The sequence below is a fragment of the Streptomyces sp. NPDC058796 genome (assembly GCF_042745235.1).
Classification (GTDB): Bacteria; Actinomycetota; Actinomycetes; order Streptomycetales; family Streptomycetaceae; genus Streptomyces.
Map to the genome: position 1 here is coordinate 552,360 of NZ_JBHYOP010000001.1, position 17,417 is coordinate 569,776.

Annotated in this window: 11 protein-coding genes; 7 read left to right on the forward strand and 4 right to left on the reverse strand. The window is 72.8% G+C overall.

The window, feature by feature from the left end; all coding sequences use genetic code 11:
- Positions 1-86: 86 nt before the first annotated feature.
- Both ACFW47_RS02555 and ACFW47_RS02560 read left to right on the forward strand, forming a co-directional pair.
- Positions 87-1,241 (forward strand): alkaline phosphatase PhoX, encoded by a 1,155-nt coding sequence (locus ACFW47_RS02555; protein WP_386304485.1) that lies wholly within the window; start codon positions 87-89, stop codon positions 1,239-1,241.
- 151 nt (positions 1,242-1,392) lie between these two features.
- On the forward strand, positions 1,393-1,860 hold the full coding sequence (locus tag ACFW47_RS02560; RefSeq protein ID WP_386278917.1) for an excalibur calcium-binding domain-containing protein: 468 nt from the start codon (positions 1,393-1,395) through the stop codon (positions 1,858-1,860).
- A 145-nt stretch (positions 1,861-2,005) separates the two neighbouring features.
- Here ACFW47_RS02560 and ppdK read toward each other — a convergent pair whose 3' ends face one another.
- On the reverse strand, positions 2,006-4,735 hold the full coding sequence (ppdK, locus tag ACFW47_RS02565) for a pyruvate, phosphate dikinase (protein ID WP_386278915.1): 2,730 nt from the start codon (positions 4,733-4,735) through the stop codon (positions 2,006-2,008).
- A gap of 482 nt (positions 4,736-5,217) precedes the next feature.
- Between ppdK and ACFW47_RS02570 the strand changes: the two genes are divergently transcribed.
- Positions 5,218-7,002, forward strand: a complete 1,785-nt coding sequence (locus ACFW47_RS02570) for a CDP-alcohol phosphatidyltransferase (RefSeq protein ID WP_386304487.1) — start codon at positions 5,218-5,220, stop codon at positions 7,000-7,002.
- 10 nt (positions 7,003-7,012) lie between these two features.
- Here ACFW47_RS02570 and dusB read toward each other — a convergent pair whose 3' ends face one another.
- Positions 7,013-8,179, reverse strand: a complete 1,167-nt coding sequence (gene dusB, locus ACFW47_RS02575; RefSeq protein WP_386278911.1) for a tRNA dihydrouridine synthase DusB — start codon at positions 8,177-8,179, stop codon at positions 7,013-7,015.
- Between the two features lie 107 nt (positions 8,180-8,286).
- On the opposite strand from dusB, the gene ACFW47_RS02580 reads away from it, so the two are divergent.
- Complete coding sequence (locus ACFW47_RS02580; RefSeq protein ID WP_386278909.1) at positions 8,287-9,732, forward strand: MFS transporter; 1,446 nt, start codon at positions 8,287-8,289, stop codon at positions 9,730-9,732.
- A gap of 171 nt (positions 9,733-9,903) precedes the next feature.
- Positions 9,904-10,569: a hypothetical protein gene (locus ACFW47_RS02585; RefSeq protein WP_386278907.1), complete on the forward strand. Its 666-nt coding sequence runs from the start codon at positions 9,904-9,906 to the stop codon at positions 10,567-10,569.
- Between the two features lie 36 nt (positions 10,570-10,605).
- Here ACFW47_RS02585 and ACFW47_RS02590 read toward each other — a convergent pair whose 3' ends face one another.
- Together ACFW47_RS02590 and ACFW47_RS02595 are read right to left on the reverse strand one after the other, a co-directional pair.
- A complete protein-coding gene (locus ACFW47_RS02590; protein WP_386304489.1) occupies positions 10,606-14,967 on the reverse strand; it encodes an HAD-IC family P-type ATPase in 4,362 nt (1,453 codons plus the stop codon).
- A 9-nt stretch (positions 14,968-14,976) separates the two neighbouring features.
- Positions 14,977-15,678, reverse strand: coding sequence for a hypothetical protein (locus tag ACFW47_RS02595; RefSeq protein WP_386304492.1), 702 nt, complete (start codon positions 15,676-15,678; stop codon positions 14,977-14,979).
- A 196-nt stretch (positions 15,679-15,874) separates the two neighbouring features.
- Here ACFW47_RS02595 and ACFW47_RS02600 point away from each other — a divergent pair, with 196 nt between their 5' ends.
- Complete coding sequence (locus ACFW47_RS02600; RefSeq protein ID WP_386278901.1) at positions 15,875-16,243, forward strand: VOC family protein; 369 nt, start codon at positions 15,875-15,877, stop codon at positions 16,241-16,243.
- Positions 16,244-16,340: 97 nt separating this feature from the next.
- The gene (locus tag ACFW47_RS02605; protein WP_386278899.1) at positions 16,341-17,411 is read left to right on the forward strand and encodes a chitinase; all 1,071 of its coding nucleotides are present in this window, start codon (positions 16,341-16,343) and stop codon (positions 17,409-17,411) included.
- Positions 17,412-17,417 lie beyond the last annotated feature (6 nt).

Sequence of the window (17,417 nt, forward strand, 5' to 3'; positions counted from 1 at the left end):
GTCAACCGTGGCGCTCTAGGGTCCGTAGCCGCACACCCCCGCCGCCGACCGGCGGCGGGCCCCGGTCAGGACACCCGGAGGCAGCAGTGGAACGTCGTACCCTTCTGCGCACGGCCGTCGTCGGCGGCTCGGCCGTGCTCGGCGGAGCCCTGTGGCGCGGTGCCGCTCACGCCGCCCCCGCCCAGCCCGGCAGCGGCCCGTACGGGGCGCTCGGAGCGCCCGACGCCAACGGCATCCGGCTGCCCGCCGGCTTCACCAGCAGGGTGATCGCCCGCTCCGGACAGAAGGTCGCGGGCACCTCGTACACCTGGCACAACGCCCCGGACGGCGGCGCCTGCTACCCGGACGGCTCGGGCTGGATCTACGTCTCCAACTCGGAGATCAACCCCTCCGGCGGGGCGAGCGCGGTGAAGTTCTCGGCCACCGGGGCGGTCACCTCGGCGTACCGCGTCCTCTCCGGCACCCGGCAGAACTGCGCGGGCGGCCGGACACCGTGGAACACCTGGCTGTCCTGCGAGGAGGTGGACCGCGGATACGTCTACGAGACCGACCCGTGGGGCGTGAAGGCCGCGGTGCGGCGGGACGCCATGGGCCGCTTCAAGCACGAGGCGGCAGCCGCCGACCCGGTGCGCAGGGCCGTCTACCTGACGGAGGACGTCAGTGACGGCTGCTTCTACCGCTTCCGCCCCACGACCTGGGGCGACCTGTCCTCCGGCACGCTGGAGGTCCTGGTCGCGGGCTCGGCCACCAGCGGCCCGGTGTCCTGGGCGAGGGTCCCCGACCCGTCCGGCGCGACGGCCACCCGCCACCAGGTCTCCGGCGCCAAGCGGTTCAACGGCGGTGAGGGCTGCCACTACGCCGACGACACCTGCTGGTTCACCACCAAGGGCGACAACCGCGTCTGGCAGTACAACGCCGCCGCCCAGACCATCGAACTCGCCTACGACGACTCCCTGGTGACGTCCGGCACGGCCCCGCTGACCGGCGTGGACAACGTCACCGGCAGCTCCTCCGGCGACCTGTTCGTGGCCGAGGACGGCGGCACCATGGAGATCTGCGTGATCACACCGAGCGACGTGATCGCCCCCTTCCTGCGCATCGACGGCCAGTCCGGCTCGGAGATCACGGGCCCCGCCTTCTCGCCCGACGGCACCCGGCTGTACTTCTCCAGCCAGCGGGGCACGAGCGGGAGGTCCTCCGGCGGGATCACCTACGAGGTGCGCGGACCGTTCAGGGCGTAGCCCGCCACGGGCAGCCGAGGGACAGCGGAGAGCTACCGTCCGGTCACATCACGTTCCCGTCACGACTCCTTCATATCTCCACCACATCCCGCGCACCTCAATAGCTTCGTCATCTCACATCCGCTCCACCACACCATTCCCGGGACTCTTGATGAAGCTGCTCCGCAAGCCCGCCGCCGTCGCCCTGGCCGCGGTGGCCCTGGCCGCCCTGCCTGCCGCCGCCCAGGCGCACGACGGCAACCACCCGTTCGAGAACTGCACCGAGGCCTACGACGCCGGGTACCACAACATCCCGAAGGGCGACGAGCACTACGGCGACCACCTCGACCGCGACAAGGACGGCGTCGGCTGCGACAAGCCGCCCGCGGGCTTCGTGCCCGCCGACGACAAGGACTCCGGCGACAAGGACTCCGACGAAGCGGCCGGTTCCAAGGACTCCGGGAACGCGGAGAACTCCGGCGGCGGAGAGGAGGCCGCCGGGCAGCAGGGCACCGGCCTCGCCGAGACCGGCGGCGACGACACCACGCCGTACATCGCGGCGGGCGGCGCGGCCGTCGTGCTCGCCGGCGGCGGACTGCTGCTGGCCGCGCGTCGGCGCCGGGGCAACGGCGCCGGCTGACGCGCACGGAAGCACCGGCTGACGAGAAAGGCGGCACCCCCGCACAAGGGTGCCGCCTCTTCCCGTGGACCGGAGCCGCCGCCGATCGGTGAGGGTGGTCGGGTGACAGACGGCGGCTCCGGGGCCCTGTGCCCCTCTCGGGGGCTTACCGGTGGTCGCTGCCCTTCGACTGCGACGCCGCCCGGCCCGCCTCCAGCCGCGCCACCGGGATGCGGAACGGGGAGCAGGAGACGTAGTCCAGGCCCACCTCGTGGAAGAAGTGGACGGACTCGGGGTCGCCGCCGTGCTCGCCGCAGACGCCGAGCTTCAGGTCGGGGCGGGTCTCGCGGCCGGCCTTCGCGGCGGCGGCGACCAGGGAGCCGACGCCGTCCTTGTCGATGGTCTCGAACGGGGAGACGCCGAAGATGCCCTTCTCCAGGTAGGCCGTGAAGAAGCTGGCCTCCACGTCGTCGCGGCTGAAGCCCCACACGGTCTGGGTGAGGTCGTTGGTGCCGAAGGAGAAGAACTCGGCGGCCTCGGCGATCTGACCGGCGGTCAGCGCGGCGCGCGGCAGCTCGATCATCGTGCCGATGGACAGCTTGAGCTTGGCGCCGGTGGCGGCCTCGACCTCGGCGATGACCTGGTCGGCCTCGTCGCGGACGAGTTCCAGCTCCTGGACGGTGCCGACGAGCGGGATCATGATCTCGGCGCGCGGGTCGCCCTTGGCGGCCTTGCGCTCGGCCGCCGCCTCGGCGATCGCCCGCACCTGCATGGTGAACAGGCCGGGGATGACCAGGCCGAGACGGACACCGCGCAGGCCCAGCATCGGGTTCTGCTCGTGCAGGCGGTGCACCGCCTGGAGGAGGCGCAGCTCGTTCTCGTGCGGCTCCTGGCGGGACTCGGCGAGCGCGACGCGCACCGACAGCTCGGTGATGTCGGGCAGGAACTCGTGCAGCGGCGGGTCCAGCAGGCGGACCGTGACCGGCAGACCGTCCATCGACTCGAAGAGCTGGACGAAGTCCTGCTTCTGCAGCGGGAGCAGCTCCTTCAGGGACTCCTCGCGCTCGGCCTCGGTGTCGGCCAGGATCAGCCGCTCCACCAGTTCGCGCCGGTCGCCGAGGAACATGTGCTCGGTGCGGCACAGGCCGATGCCCTGGGCGCCGAAGCGGCGGGCGCGCAGCGCGTCCTCGGCGTTGTCGGCGTTGGCGCGCACCCGCAGCCGGCGCTTGCGGTCGGCGAAGGCCATGATGCGGTGCACGGCCTCGACCAGCTCGTCGGCGTCCTCGGCACCGGCGTGCATGCGGCCCTCGAAGTACTCGACGACCGGCGACGGCACGACCGGGACCTCGCCCAGGTAGACCTTGCCGGAGGAGCCGTCGATGGAGATGACGTCGCCCTCCTCGACGACGTGCCCGCCGGGGACGGTCATCCGGCGGCGCTTGGTGTCGACCTCCAGCTCCTCGGCGCCGCAGACACAGGTCTTGCCCATGCCGCGCGCGACGACGGCCGCGTGGGAGGTCTTGCCGCCGCGCGAGGTCAGGATGCCCTCGGCGGCGATCATGCCGTCCAGGTCGTCGGGGTTGGTCTCGCGGCGCACCAGGATGACCTTCTCGCCCGAGCGGGACCACTTGACGGCCGTGTACGAGTCGAAGACCGCCTTGCCGACCGCCGCGCCCGGCGAGGCCGCGATGCCCCGGCCGACCTTCTCGACCTTGGCGTCCTCGTCGAAGCGCGGGAACATCAGCTGCGCGAGCTGGGCGCCGTTGACGCGCTGGAGGGCCTCGGCCTCGTCGATCAGGCCCTGGTCGACGAGCTGGGTGGCGATGCGGAAGGCCGCCCCCGCCGTGCGCTTGCCGACGCGGGTCTGGAGCATCCACAGCTGGCCGCGCTCGATGGTGAACTCGATGTCGCAGAGGTCCAGGTAGTGGTTCTCCAGCGTCTCCATGATCTGCATCAGCTGGTCGTACGACTTCTTGTCGATCTGCTCCAGCTCCGCGAGCGGCACCGTGTTGCGGATGCCGGCGACGACGTCCTCGCCCTGGGCGTTCTGCAGGTAGTCGCCGTAGACGCCCTGGTGGCCGGAGGCGGGGTCGCGGGTGAAGGCGACGCCGGTGCCGGAGTCGGGGCCCAGGTTGCCGAAGACCATGGAGCAGACGTTGACGGCGGTGCCGAGGTCGTGCGGGATGCGCTCCTGGCGGCGGTAGAGCTTGGCGCGCTCGCCGTTCCAGGAGTCGAAGACGGCCTTGATGGCGAGGTCCATCTGCTCGCGCGGGTCCTGCGGGAAGTCCCGCCCGGCCTCGGTCTTGACGATCTTCTTGAACTTGGTGACGAGCTTCTTGAGGTCGGCGGCCTCCAGCTCGGTGTCGACCGTGACCTTCTTGGCCGCCTTCGCCGCCTCCAGCGCCTCCTCGAAGAGGTCGCCGTCCACGCCGAGGACGGTCTTGCCGAACATCTGGATCAGGCGGCGGTAGGAGTCCCAGGCGAAGCGGTCGTCGCCGGCCTGCTTGGCCAGGCCCTGCACCGACTTGTCGGAGAGGCCGATGTTGAGGACCGTGTCCATCATGCCGGGCATGGAGAACTTGGCTCCGGAGCGGACCGACACGAGGAGGGGGTTGTCGGCCTGGCCGAGCTTCTTGCCCATCTTCGCTTCGAGGGCGTCGAGGTGCGCACTCACCTCGTCACGCAGTGCCGTCGGCTCCTCGCCACTGTCGAGGTAGGTCTTGCACGCCTCGGTGGTGATGGTGAAGCCGGGAGGGACCGGAAGACCCAGGTTGGTCATCTCGGCGAGGTTGGCGCCCTTGCCGCCGAGGAGGTCCTTGAGGTCCTTGTTGCCCTCGGTGAAGTCGTAAACGAACTTCGGCGCGTTCGTTACCTGAGGTTCTTTGTTTTCCGACACGGGTCTCGACTCCTCGAGGACGCGGTGGCTGCCCTGACGGCGAGGAATGTACCCAGATCAAAGGCACCTGGGTACGTCCACTTGCGCGTCATGCGCCTGTAACCACTCGTCCGCCAGCGGATCGAAAGTCAAGGCTTGGCAAGCGACCGACGGCTTGTGTTTTCACTTCTTGAACGGATGAACTCTCGAATCCCGGACTAGGCGCTCACCTGAGCGCCAATCGCTACGTTTGAGTTCGATCGATGAACGATCATGACATGGCACTCAGTGCCACCCCTTGGAGAAGTGGAACCGCTCAAGATCCGCTCATCTGAGCGTCACCTCTATCAGAGGTGGCGAGAATCACGCTGCCACAGGCTGCCGGATTTCACCATGCGGACCGGTGAACGGACGGCTCGCGGCGCACGTACGTCAGGGTGCGGCGGACCCGGCCCCCTCGCCGGGTCCGCCGACCACCGGGTTTCGTACGGAAGGACCTCCGGGTGCCTGTCAGCACGCCTTTCCGCCGGCCGCCGCACGGCGCCGACACCCCCGCCGCATCCGGCACACCCGCTCCCGCCGCACCTTCGCCCCTGAAAGTTCTCCAGGCCCGCCTGGCCCACTGGCGCGCCTGGCGCACCCGGCACCCGCGCACCGCCCTCGTCGTCCGCCGCACCACGACCGTCCTCGCCGCCGCGCTCGTGCTCGGCGCCCTGCTGCTGCCGAACACCTTCGCCGCCCTCGAACCCAACCGGTTCGCGCGCATCCCGGCGGAAGCCGTCGTCGGCGCGGTCCTGCTGCTCTGCCTGCCCCGGCCCGCGCGGCTGGCGGCGTCGGCCCTCTTCGGCGCCGTCCTCGGGGCGCTGACGGTGCTGAACCTGCTCGACATGGGCTTCACCGAGTTCCTGGGGCGGGGCTTCAACGTCGTTCTGGACTGGGGGCTGCTGGACGACGCCCAGTCGTACGTGGCGGACTCGATGGGCGGGGCGGCGGCGGCCTGGGCCGCCGTGGGCGCGGCCGGGCTGGCCGTCTCGCTGCTGGTGGTGACGGCGCTGGCGGCGGTACGGCTCGGCGAGCTGCTCGCCGCGCACCGGGAGCGGGCGGCACGGGGGGCGCTGATGGCGGCCACCGTGTGGATCACCTGCGTGGCACTGGGCGTGCAGACCTTCGGGACACGGATCGCCACGACGAACGCCTCCGCCCTGCTCCAGGCGCAGGCGCACCGGGTGACGGACACGCTGCGGGACGAGGCGGCGTTCGCGAAGGAGGCGGAGTCGGACCGGTTCGGCGCGACGCCCGGCGACCAGCTCGTGCCGGACCTGCGCGGCAAGGACGTGATCTTCGCGTTCATCGAGAGCTACGGCCGCAGCGCCATCGAGGACCCGGTGACGGCGCCCGGCGTCGGCCGCACCCTCGGCACCGGTACGAAGGCGCTGGCGGAGGCGGGCTTCCGGGCGCGCAGCGGCTGGCTCACGTCCGCCACGTTCGGCGGCAGCAGCTGGCTCGGCCACTCCACTTTCATGTCGGGCCTGTGGGTGGACAACCAGCAGCGCTACCGCACCGTCACCGCGAGCGACCACCTCACCCTCACCAAGGCGTTCGGCAAGACCGGCCACTGGGACACGGTCGGTGTCATGCCGGGCGTGCAGAAGGCGTGGCCGGAGGCCGAGTGGTACGGGCTGGACAAGGTCTACGACGCGTTCGACGTCGGCTACCGGGGGCCGAAGTTCAGCTGGTCGACCATGCCGGACCAGTACGCGCTGGAGGCGTTCCAGCGCCTGGAGCACGGCAGGGAGCGGGAGAGGCCGCTGATGGCGGAGGTCATCCTGACCTCCAGCCACCAGCCCTGGGCGCCGCTGCCGAGGATGGTCGGCTGGGACGAGATCGGCGACGGCTCGGTCTACGAGGGCATCGAGGCGTCGGGCGTGGAGGCTGCCGACGTCATCGCCGACTCCACCCGGTCGAAGGAGGAGTACGGCAAGTCGGTCGAGTACTCGGTCACGAGCCTCACCCAGTGGCTGGAGCGCTACGGCACGGACGACACCGTCCTGGTCTTCCTCGGCGACCACCAGCCGCTCGCCCGGGTCAGCGGCGACAGGGCGAGCCGGGACGTCCCCGTCTCGATCGTCGCCAAGGACCCGGAGGTGCTGGACGCGATCGACGACTGGAACTGGACGGAAGGCCTCGAGCCCGCCGGGGACGCCCCGGTGTGGAAGATGGACTCCTTCCGCGACCGCTTCCTGACGGCATACGGCTCCACCCCGCACCCCACCGGGGCCGGAGACTGACCGGCCGCCGTCAGCCGCCGGAGGTGTCCAGCTCCGCGTCCTCGCCGACGCCCGCGCAGTCGTACGGGTCCTTCAGCCAGCCGTCCGGCAGGACCACCCGGTTGTTGCCGGAGGTGCGGCCGCGAGGACCGTCGGCACCGGTGGGCCAGGGCTGGTCGAGGTCCAGCTCGTCCAGCCCGGCACGCAGTGCCTCCAGGGAGGAGGTGACCGCGAGCCGCTTGCGCATCTCGGAGCCCACCGCGAAGCCCTTGAGGTACCAGGCGACGTGCTTGCGGAAGTCGATGACGCCGCGCGACTCGTCGCCGATCCACTCGCCGAGCAGGGTGGCGTGCCGCACCATCACGTCGGCGACCTCGCGCAGCGTCGGCCGTACGTAGTCCTCCGTGCGCCCCTCGAAGGCGGCGACGAGATCGGCGAAGAGCCACGGCCGCCCCAGGCAGCCGCGCCCCACCACGACACCGTCGCAGCCGGTCTCCCGCACCATCCGCAGCGCGTCCTCGGCGGACCAGATGTCGCCGTTGCCCAGCACGGGGATCTCCGGGACGTGCTCCTTGAGGCGGGCGATGGCGTCCCAGTCGGCGGTGCCGCCGTAGTGCTGGGCGGTGGTGCGGCCGTGCAGGGCGATGGAGGTGACGCCCTCCTCGACGGCGATCCGGCCGGCGTCGAGGTAGGTGAGGTGGTCGTCGTCGATGCCCTTGCGCATCTTCATGGTGACGGGCAGGTCGCCGGCGCCGGTCACGGCCTCGCGGACGATGGCCCGCAGCAGGTGCCGCTTGTACGGGAGGGCGGAGCCGCCGCCCTTGCGGGTCACCTTGGGCACCGGGCAGCCGAAGTTCAGGTCGATGTGGTCGGCGAGGTCCTCCTCCGCGATCATGCGGACGGCCTTGCCGACGGTCACCGGGTCGACGCCGTACAGCTGGATCGAGCGCGGCTTCTCGGTCGCGTCGAAGTGGATCAGCTGCATGGTCTTCTCGTTGCGCTCGACCAGCGCCCGGGTCGTGATCATCTCGCTCACGAACAGGCCCTTGCCGCCACTGAACTCCCTGCACAACGTGCGGAACGGCGCGTTGGTGATCCCTGCCATCGGCGCCAGCACGACGGGCGGCGCGACGGTGTGCGGGCCGACCTGCAACGGCCGGGCGGTGGTGCTGGGGGCGGGTGCGGTGGGCGTGGACATTCCTCCATTGTCACGCACGCGGGGTGGTGCTCGCGGTGCCTGTGGACAAAGATCATGTATGGGTCATTAGTTAACCGCACTATCGAAATGGGCGTACGATGGCAGCCATGCCCGAGCTCACCCACCGCCGACGCGTGCTCGTGCTCGCCATCTGCTGCATGAGCCTGCTGATCGTGAGCATCGACAACACGATCCTCAACGTCGCCCTGCCCGCCATGCAGCGCGATCTGCACGCGAGCACGTCGGGACTCCAGTGGGCGATCGACGCCTACACGCTGGTGCTGGCCGCGCTGCTGATGCTCTCCGGCTCCACGGCCGACCGGATCGGCCGCAAGCGGGTCTTCATGACGGGCCTCGTGGTCTTCACCCTCGGCTCGCTGCTGTGCTCGCTGGCCCCGGACCTGTCCTCTCTGGTCGTCTTCCGGATGATCCAGGCGGTGGGCGGCTCCATGCTCAACCCGGTCGCCATGTCGATCATCACCAACACCTTCACCGACCCGCGCGAGCGCGCCCGCGCGATCGGCGTGTGGGGCGCGGTGGTCGGCATATCCATGGCCGCCGGCCCGCTGGTCGGGGGCCTGCTCGTGGAGTCGGTCGGCTGGCGCTCGATCTTCTGGGTCAACCTGCCGGTGGGCCTGGCGGCCCTGCTCCTCACCCTCCGCTTCGTCCCCGAGTCCCGCGCGCCGAAGGCCCGCCGCCCCGACCCGCTGGGCCAGCTGATGGTGATCGTGCTGTTCGGCTCCCTGACGTACGCGATCATCGAGGCGCCGAACGCCGGGTTCACGACGGTGCTGCCGTTCGCCGCACTGGCACTGGCCGCCCTGCTCGGCCTCCTCCTCTACGAGCCCCGCCGCGCCGAACCCCTCATCGACCTGCGCTTCTTCCGCTCGGCGCCGTTCAGCGGGGCCACCGTCATCGCGGTCAGCGCGTTCGCCGCGCTGGGCGGCTTCCTGTTCCTGTCCACGCTCTACCTGCAGAACGTGCGCGGACTGAGCGCCCTGCACGCCGGGCTGTGGATGCTGCCGATGGCCGTGCCGACCTTCCTGTGCGCCCCGCTGGCCGGACGGCTCGTCGGCAGCCGGGGGCCGCGGCTGCCGCTGCTGGTCGCGGGCGGCGCGCTGGCGGTGAGCGGGGTGCTGTTCGCCGCCTTCGAGGCCGAGACCTCGAACGTCACCCTCTTCATCGGCTACGTCCTGTTCGGCGTCGGCTTCGGCTTCGTCAACGCCCCCATCACCAACACCGCCGTCTCCGGCATGCCCCGCGCCCAGGCCGGGGTGGCCGCCGCCGTCGCGTCCACCAGCCGCCAGCTGGGCCAGACGCTGGGCGTGGCGGTGGTCGGCGCGGTGCTGGCGGCGGGCGTGGGCGCCTCCTCGTACCGCGACACCTTCGTCTCCGCCGCCCGCCCCGGCTGGTGGATCCTGGCCGGGTGCGGCCTCGCGGTCCTGCTCCTCGGCGCCCTGACCACCGGCCACTGGGCCCGCCGCACGGCGGAACGGAACGCGGGACGGCTGGAGTCGACGGAGGCGCGGGAGGCGGCGGGCGTCCGGACCTGACCGCATCCCGCACGTCTCGGACGGGAGCCTGGTACTCCGGTGGCAGAAGACCTCGCCGACTGCTCCGCCCTCAGTAGGCACGGATCCTGCCGACGGCGGACGGGCACTCGGCCCCGCATCGGGCATATTGGCCGGTACACCCCGAATCCGGCCGCACGACAGGAGCACCGCATGCTGCTGATCGACGTGTTCGTACCCAAGAACGCCTTGAGCGACGAGGAACGGCAGACCCTGGCCCAACGGCTCATCGACACGCTCATGACCGAGGACGACAGCCACGCCGCCGAGGTCCTCGACGCCCAGCGCACGCTCACCCAGGTGCTCGTGCACGAACCGGCGACCTGGGTCCTCGGCCGACGCCCCAGCACCGACCCGGCGGACCCGCCCCGCTACGTGGTGCGGGTCACCGTCCCGGCGCCGTGGCGCAAGGAGATGAGTGGCGACACCGTGGAGATCGTCACCGGTGTCCTGGCCGAGACCGAACGGGCCGCCGGCCGCGACCCGGAGCGGGTACGGCGCGAACCCGACGCCGTGGTCCTGGTCGAGGGCGTCTCCGAGGGCGGCATCGGCATCCACGGCAGGGCCGTGAGCAGTCTGGACCTCATGGAACTCGTCTCCCGGCCCTACCGTGACGCCACCCCGTCCCGGGACACCGCCCCCGCCCGCCCGGCGCGCCGGCCCACCCGCGGCAGGCTCACCGACCCGGTGTGTGGCATGACCGTCGACCTCGCCGGCTCCCCGCCCACGCTGGTGTACGAGGGCGTCCTGTACGGCTTCTGCCACGGTCTGTGCCGCCGGTCCTTCGCCGACGAGCACGGAGTGCCGCTCGCGACGTAACCGCACGGCACCCCGGCACCGGTCAGGTGCCCGCACTCACCGCGCGAACTCCGGCAGCCGCTCCGACACCTTCGGCCAGTACCTCGCGACCGCCTCCTCCACCGCCGGCAGCGCCCGCTGTCCCGCCAGTGCCAGGACGATCGCCGCCGCCACGCCCGCCCACGCGAGGGGACCCAGCGGTGTGCAGCCGAAGAGCTGGCTGGCGCCCGGGGTCTGGACCAGGGCGACCAGCGCGGCGGCGGAGCCCAGCGAGGTGACCTGGACCAGGCGGCTGCCCCGGCGGTCGGCGAGGGTCTGGGCGAGCTGGGTGCCGACCACGGCGCACAGGGCCATCGTCGTCGAGCGCCGCCCCGTGCCCGGCGTGAAGCGGCCGAAGAGCCAGGCCGCGGTCGCGCCGAGAGCCGTGGTCATCGCCCGGTGCCGGATCTGGCGGATCAGGGGCGCGCCCAGCACCGCCGTACCGAGCGGAGACCCGGCGTCGTCCTCGGCCTGCTCGGGGTCGCCCGTCTCCGTCACCGCCACCGCCATCGCGGGGAACAGGTCCGTGAAGAGGTTGACCAGCAGCATCTGCCGGGTGGACAACGGGGCGGAACCGCCCAGCACCGTGCCGAGGATGCCGAAGCCGACCTCGCCCGCGTTGCCGCCGATCAGGATGGCGATGGCGTCGGCGACGCTGTGCCACAGGGCCCGGCCCTCCCGCACCGCCTCCACCAGGACCAGCAGGTCGTCGCCCGTGACGACCAGGTCCGCGGCGTTGCGGGCGGCGGCCGAGCCGCGGGCGCTGATGCCGACGCCGATGTCCGCGGCGCGGATGGCGGCGGCGTCGTTGGCCCCGTCGCCGACCATGCCGACGACCCGCCCGGCGTCCCGCAGCGACTCGACGACCTGGAGCTTCTGCTCGGGCGCCACCCGGGCGACGACGTCCGCGTCGCGCAGCATCCGGGAGCGCGCCGTGCGGTCGGCGGCGGCGATCTCGTCACCGGTGACCACGACCGCGTCCTCGGGCCAGCCCAGGTCCACGGCGATGGCGTGGGCGGTCTGCGGGTGGTCGCCGGTCAGCACCACGGGCCGTACGCCCGCCTCGCGCAGCCCGTGCACCAGGGCCGGGGACGTCTCGCGCGGGACGTCGGACAGTCCGAGCATCCCCGTGAACTCCAGCTTCTCCGGCTCCTGTTCGAGGACGTCGGCGGCCTTCTCCCCCTTGCGCAGGGGCCTGCTGGCCACCGCGATGATGCGCAGTCCGTCGCGGGCCAGCCCGTGTGCCACCTCGGTGGCGTGCGAGGGCAGGTCGGCGCAGGCGGGCAGCACGGTCTCCGGGGCACCCTTGACCACCAGTACCGGCGCCCCGTCGCCGTCCCGTCCGACGGCGGCGGCGTAACCGCGCGAGGTCTCGAAGGGCAGGCCCTCCTCCTGCGTCCACTCCGGGTCGGGACCGGCGGCGTCGAGCACGGCCTCGTCGGTGGCGTGGGTGGGGCGGGCGCCGTCGCCGTTGAGGCGGGGGCAGGCCCGTGCGGCGATCCGTACGGCGTCGGCGGCGTCCGGGTCGCCCACCTTGCGGACCGTGCCGTCGGGGCCCGCGACGCGGGTCAGCCGCAGCCTGTTCTCGGTGAGCGTACCGGTCTTGTCGAAGCAGATGGTGTCCATGCGGCCCAGCGCCTCCAGGGTGCGCGGGGTGCGTACGAGGACGCCGTGCCGGCTGAGCCTGCGGGCCGCCGCGAGCTGCGCCACCGTCGCCACCAGCGGCAGCCCCTCGGGCACGGCGGCCACCGCCACCGACACTCCGCCGGAGACCGCCTGGCGGATCGGCGTACCGCGCAGCAGGGACAGGCCCGTCACCGCGGCCCCGCCGGCGAGGGTCAGCGGGAGCGCCTTGCGGGTCAGCTCCTGGAGCCTGGCCTGCACACCGGCCGCCGACGGCGTGCGCGCGGCCAGCGAGACCGCCCGGGCGGCCTCGGTGTGCTCGCCGGTGTCCACGACGACGGCCTGGGCGCGTCCGGCGACCACGGTCGTGCCCTCGAAGACCATGCAGTGCCGCTCGGCGACGGGCGCGTTCGTCACCGGGTCCACGCACTTGTCCACCGGCAGGGACTCGCCGGTGAGCGCGGACTCGTCGACCTCCAGGCCGTCCTCCCACAGCAGCCGCGCGTCGGCCGGCACGACGTCGTCGGCCTTGAGGTCGACGATGTGGCCCGGGTGGAGCTTGGTCGCGTCCACGACCCGGGGCTCGGCCGACGGGTCGTGCGTCTCCTCCTCGGAGACCCGCGCCTTCTGCTTCTGCTGCGCGAGCAGCCCGGACAGCGCCCGCTCGGCCCGCAGCCGCTGGAAACCGCCGACCAGGGCGTTCAGGTCGAGCGCGCCGACGACGAGCAGCGCGTCCATGACGGAGCCGAGGATCGCCTCGGCCGCCGACCCGACCGCCAGCACCGGAGTGAGCGGGTCGTCCAGCTCGCCCCGCACGGCCTGCCCCAGCTGCCACGTCCACTTCACCGGCGCGAGGACGGGCACCCGGCCCGCCCGGTCGGCCGCCGCCTTCATCCGCGCCGTCAGCTGTTCGGCGAGGGACGGCTCCGGTTCCTTCTCCCGCGCCAGGCGTTCCCGTACGCCCGTGGGGTCCAGCGTGTGCCAGGCCACCCGTGCCCGGGGGTGCGGGGCACGGGCCATCGCCACGCCCAGCGCTGCTCGCGTGCCGGAGAACAGGGCCGCCGCCGCGCTCACGTCGACGGGCGCGTGCCGCAGCCCCGGCAACGAGGAGCCCCCTCCCCCCTTCTTGCCCTTGCCGCGCGCCTCACCGACCGCCACCAGCAGCCCGGAGAGCGCGGCCCCGGACCGGGCCAGCGTCTGCGACCGCCGCCCGACCCCGCGGGCCGCGGGCACCGCCCGCAGCAGCCGCCACACGTCGGTCAGGCCCTGCGGGGCGAGCACGTCCGCGCCCCAGGCCACCGGGGCGTCCCCGTCGGCCAGCGCGACGGCCACGTCCCCGCCGAGCAGCCCGGCCAGCACCGAACCGTCGTCGCCGGGCCGGGGCCGTACGACGGTGATGACGCCGCCCTCGGCACGCAGTTCGTCCACGACCTCCCGCAACGGCCGCTTTCCGCTGACCACTTGGTCCGCGAGGCCGGTGAAGTCGGCGAGCGCCGGGTCCTCCACCATCACGACGCGCAGGCCCGCGCGGCGCGCCGCGTCCAGCACGTCCTCGGTCCACGGGTCCGCCCCCGCCTCGGGCGCCCGCAGGGCGCTGGGATGCAGGACGACCGTGGCGGCCATTTCCAGCTGCCGCAGCCGCTCGGGGTCGCGCACGAGCACTCCGGTGCGGGACAGGGCGGCGCTCAGTACGGCGTGGAAGGCGGCGGGCCCGTAGCGCGCGGCCTTGGGCGACCCGGCGAGGACCGCCTCGGCGGCCTCCGCGACGTCGTGCTTGACCAGCAGCGTCGCCGCCGCGCCCGCCACACTGCCGGTGGAGGCGTGGGCGGCGTAGTCCTGGGCCGGGGTGCTTCGCAGCGGCGGGCGCAGGGCGGGGTCGGCGGGCAGGCTGCCGCGCTCCGGAACGCACAGCCCGTCGTGCACCACCTCGAAGGCCGCCGTCCGGGTCACCGCCTCCGTCAGCTGGCAGGTGCGCAGCGCCCCGTCGAGCCACAGCGAGGTCGGGCTCTGCCCGGCGCCGTGGACGGCCGCGTTGGCGGCGGCCAGCGCCACGTCCATGCCGTGGGCGCCGAGGCGCTCGCGCAGCCAGGCGCGGAAGGTCGGGTTCTCGCGCAGCAGCGTCGCCACGGCCGTCACCAGGCGCGGCGAGGGCGGCAGCCGCAGGCGGGCGCCGGTCATGGCGGCGGCGATGCCCAGCACGTCGGCGCCGAGGGCGGTCGCCGCGACGCGTACGGAGGCCGGGTCGCCGGGGTGGGCGAGCTCCTCCACCGGATCGTCCGGGGACTGCTCCGTCCGGGTCAGTCCGTGCCGTTCGGCGAGTTCGGTGGCGCGGTCCACCACCCGGTCGGTGAGCGCGTCCTCGGTGGCGGTCACCACCAGGCGGGCCAGGCCGGTGTCCCAGTAGGCGAGTGCCACGTCCGGGTGCTCGGCCAGTGCCGCCGCGACCCGCCGCGCGACGCGTTCGGTGCCGCCCGCGCGGCGCACCTCGTCCGTCGCGGCCGGCCGCAGCGCGAGGTGCGCGCGGTTCCCGGCCCGCCACTCCCGGGCGCTGCCGCCCCCGGGCAGCGCGGCACGGGCGACCCGCGCCGCCCGCGCCGCGAAGTCCGCGCCGCGCACACCGGCCCGCGCGGTGCCCGCCACGGCGCCGGCCGCGGCACCCACCGCGGGTGCGGTGCCGCGGGCCAGCAGCCGGGGCCCGGCCAGCACGAATCCGGTGACGGCGTCCTGCGACCGCGTCAGAAGTCCTGCACCGACCATCGTTGTCTCTCAGCCCGCCTTCCGCGTGGAGGTGGTCGACTTCCGGCTCCGGGCGCCCCCGGAACCGGCGGACGCCTTCGCCTTGGAAGCCCCGGCCGTCGTCTTCTTGGCCGCCTTCTTGGCGGGGCTGGTGGCGGAGGCGCTCTTCTTGGCGGGCCGGCGGCCGGCGGTGCTCTTGGCGGCCGACGTGCTCTTGCCGGCGGCGCTCTTCTTCGCGGTGGCGCTCTTCTTCGCCGCGCTCGTTCTCGCCGTGGTCTTCTTGGCGGTACCGGCCTTCGCGGCGCTCGTCCCGGCCGTACCCGACCCGGCGGCACCCGACTTCGCGGCCGGGCTCTTCCGGGCGGCGGCCTGCGTGCCGGCGGTCTTCCTGGCGGCACTCCGCCGAGCGGGGGTCTTCTCCTCCCCGGCCTCCCCGTCCTGGAGCACCCGGGCGGCGTCCGCCTCCGGCGACTCCTGCGGCCGCGGCCGGGTCAGCCACGCCACCGCGCCCGCGGTGAGCGCCACCGGCCACTCCACCAGTCCGGCGATGCCCAGCACCCCGGCCCCCGTGTACACGACCGCGCGCCTGCCGCGCGGCGACACCGCGCCGATCCTGTCGAGGGCGCCCTCGGCGGCCCTCCCGACCGTCCCGGCGCCCGGCACCTTCCGCAGCGCCGAGGCGGCCGCGTGCAACGGCCGCGGGAGCGTCTGCGCCGACTTCTGCTCAGCCATGACTGTTCGTCCTCGCCCTGTGCGTGCTGTCGAAACCCTGGAACATCACCTTCCGCACATCTCCGGGTTCCCGCACTTCGAGCGCTCATCCCGGCGAAGTCGCTCCGCGGGCCGATCGGCCCCGAGGCCGCGCCCGAGGCCCCTAGGGTTCCTGTCCGAGACCCACCACCGAGAGACCGAGAGATCCGGAGACGCCATGCCCCCGCGGATGAAGTTGGTCGCGATCACGCTCGACTGCCCCGACCCGCCGGCTCTGGCGGCGTTCTACGAGCAGGCCACCGGCCTGGCACGGCACCCCGACTCGAACCCCGACTTCGCGGGCCTGAACGGCGAACACGGCCTGCTCCTCGGTTTCCAGCGCGTCGACGGCTACCGCGCACCGAGCTGGCCGGGCCAGACCGTTCCCCAGCAACTGCACATCTGCTTCCGGGTCGAGGGAGACCTGGACGAAGTCGAGGCCCGGCTGCTGGAGTCCGGTGCGCACAAGCCCGACCACCAGCCCCACGGGGACAAGGCGCGGGTCCTCACCGATCCGGTCGGGCACCCCTTCTGCATCCTTCGCTGAGCACCGTTTCTGGTCCAGACCTCTTGACGAAAGGTCTGGACCAGATCACTGTCATGCCTACGACAGGAACCTCACCGTCCCCACCGGGAGGCCCCGCATGATCCGCCGCAAGATCCGCCTGCTCGCCACCGCCCTCGCGGCCGCCGTCCTCGTCCCGCTCGGCGCCACCACGGCGTCCGCCGCTCCCCCGGCCGCGCCCGCCCCCGCCGCCGACACCTGTGCCGTGAAGCCCAAGCCCACCGGGAAGGTCCTCCAGGGCTACTGGGAGAACTGGGACGGCGCCGCCAACGGCGTCCACCCGCCCTTCGGCTGGACCCCGATCACCGACTCACGCATCGGCGCGCACGGCTACAACGTGCTGAACGCGGCCTTCCCGGTGATCCTCCCCGACGGAACGGCCCTGTGGGAGGACGGCATGGACCGGGACGTGAAGGTGGCGACGCCCGCGGAGATGTGCGCGGCCAAGGCGTCCGGGCAGACCATCCTGCTCTCCATCGGCGGCGCGACGGCCGGCATCGACCTCAACTCGACCGCCGTCGCCGACCGCTTCGTCGAGACGATCGTCCCCATCCTGAAGAAGTACAACTTCGACGGCATCGACATCGACATCGAGACGGGTCTGACCGGCAGCGGAAACATCAGCCGACTGTCCGCCTCCCAGGCCAACCTGATCCGCATCATCGACGGCGTCCTGGCCCGCATGCCGTCGGACTTCGGCCTCACCATGGCACCGGAGACCGCGTACGTCACCGGCGGCAGCGTGGTCTACGGCTCGATCTGGGGCGCCTACCTGCCGATCATCAAGAAGTACGCCGACAACGGCCGCCTCTGGTGGCTGAACATGCAGTACTACAACGGCAGCATGTACGGCTGCGCCGGCGACTCCTACTCCGCCGGCACGGTGCGGGGCTTCACCGCCCAGACCGACTGCCTGGACAAGGGCCTGGTCGTCCAGGGCACCACGATCCGCGTCCCCTACGACAAGCAGGTCCCCGGCCTGCCCGCCCAACCCGGCGCGGGCGGCGGCCACATGACGCCGTCCCAGGTCGCCCAGGCCTGGAACCACTACGGCGGCGCCCTGAAGGGTCTGATGACCTGGTCGCTCAACTGGGACGGCTCGAAGAACTGGACCTTCGGCGACAACGTCAAGGCCCTCCAGGGCCGCTGACGCCGC

Bases quoted from the DNA above. Each gene is read 5' to 3' on its own strand.
- ACFW47_RS02605 (WP_386278899.1), top strand. From the start codon at position 16,341: ATGATCCGCCGCAAGATCCGCCTGCTCGCCACCGCCCTCGCGGCCGCC.
- dusB (WP_386278911.1), bottom strand. From the start codon at position 8,179: ATGTCCACGCCCACCGCACCCGCCCCCAGCACCACCGCCCGGCCGTTG.
- ACFW47_RS02560 (WP_386278917.1), top strand. From the start codon at position 1,393: ATGAAGCTGCTCCGCAAGCCCGCCGCCGTCGCCCTGGCCGCGGTGGCC.
- ACFW47_RS02600 (WP_386278901.1), top strand. From the start codon at position 15,875: ATGCCCCCGCGGATGAAGTTGGTCGCGATCACGCTCGACTGCCCCGAC.
- ACFW47_RS02580 (WP_386278909.1), top strand. From the start codon at position 8,287: ATGCCCGAGCTCACCCACCGCCGACGCGTGCTCGTGCTCGCCATCTGC.
- ACFW47_RS02590 (WP_386304489.1), bottom strand. From the start codon at position 14,967: ATGGTCGGTGCAGGACTTCTGACGCGGTCGCAGGACGCCGTCACCGGA.
- ACFW47_RS02595 (WP_386304492.1), bottom strand. From the start codon at position 15,678: ATGGCTGAGCAGAAGTCGGCGCAGACGCTCCCGCGGCCGTTGCACGCG.
- ACFW47_RS02585 (WP_386278907.1), top strand. From the start codon at position 9,904: ATGCTGCTGATCGACGTGTTCGTACCCAAGAACGCCTTGAGCGACGAG.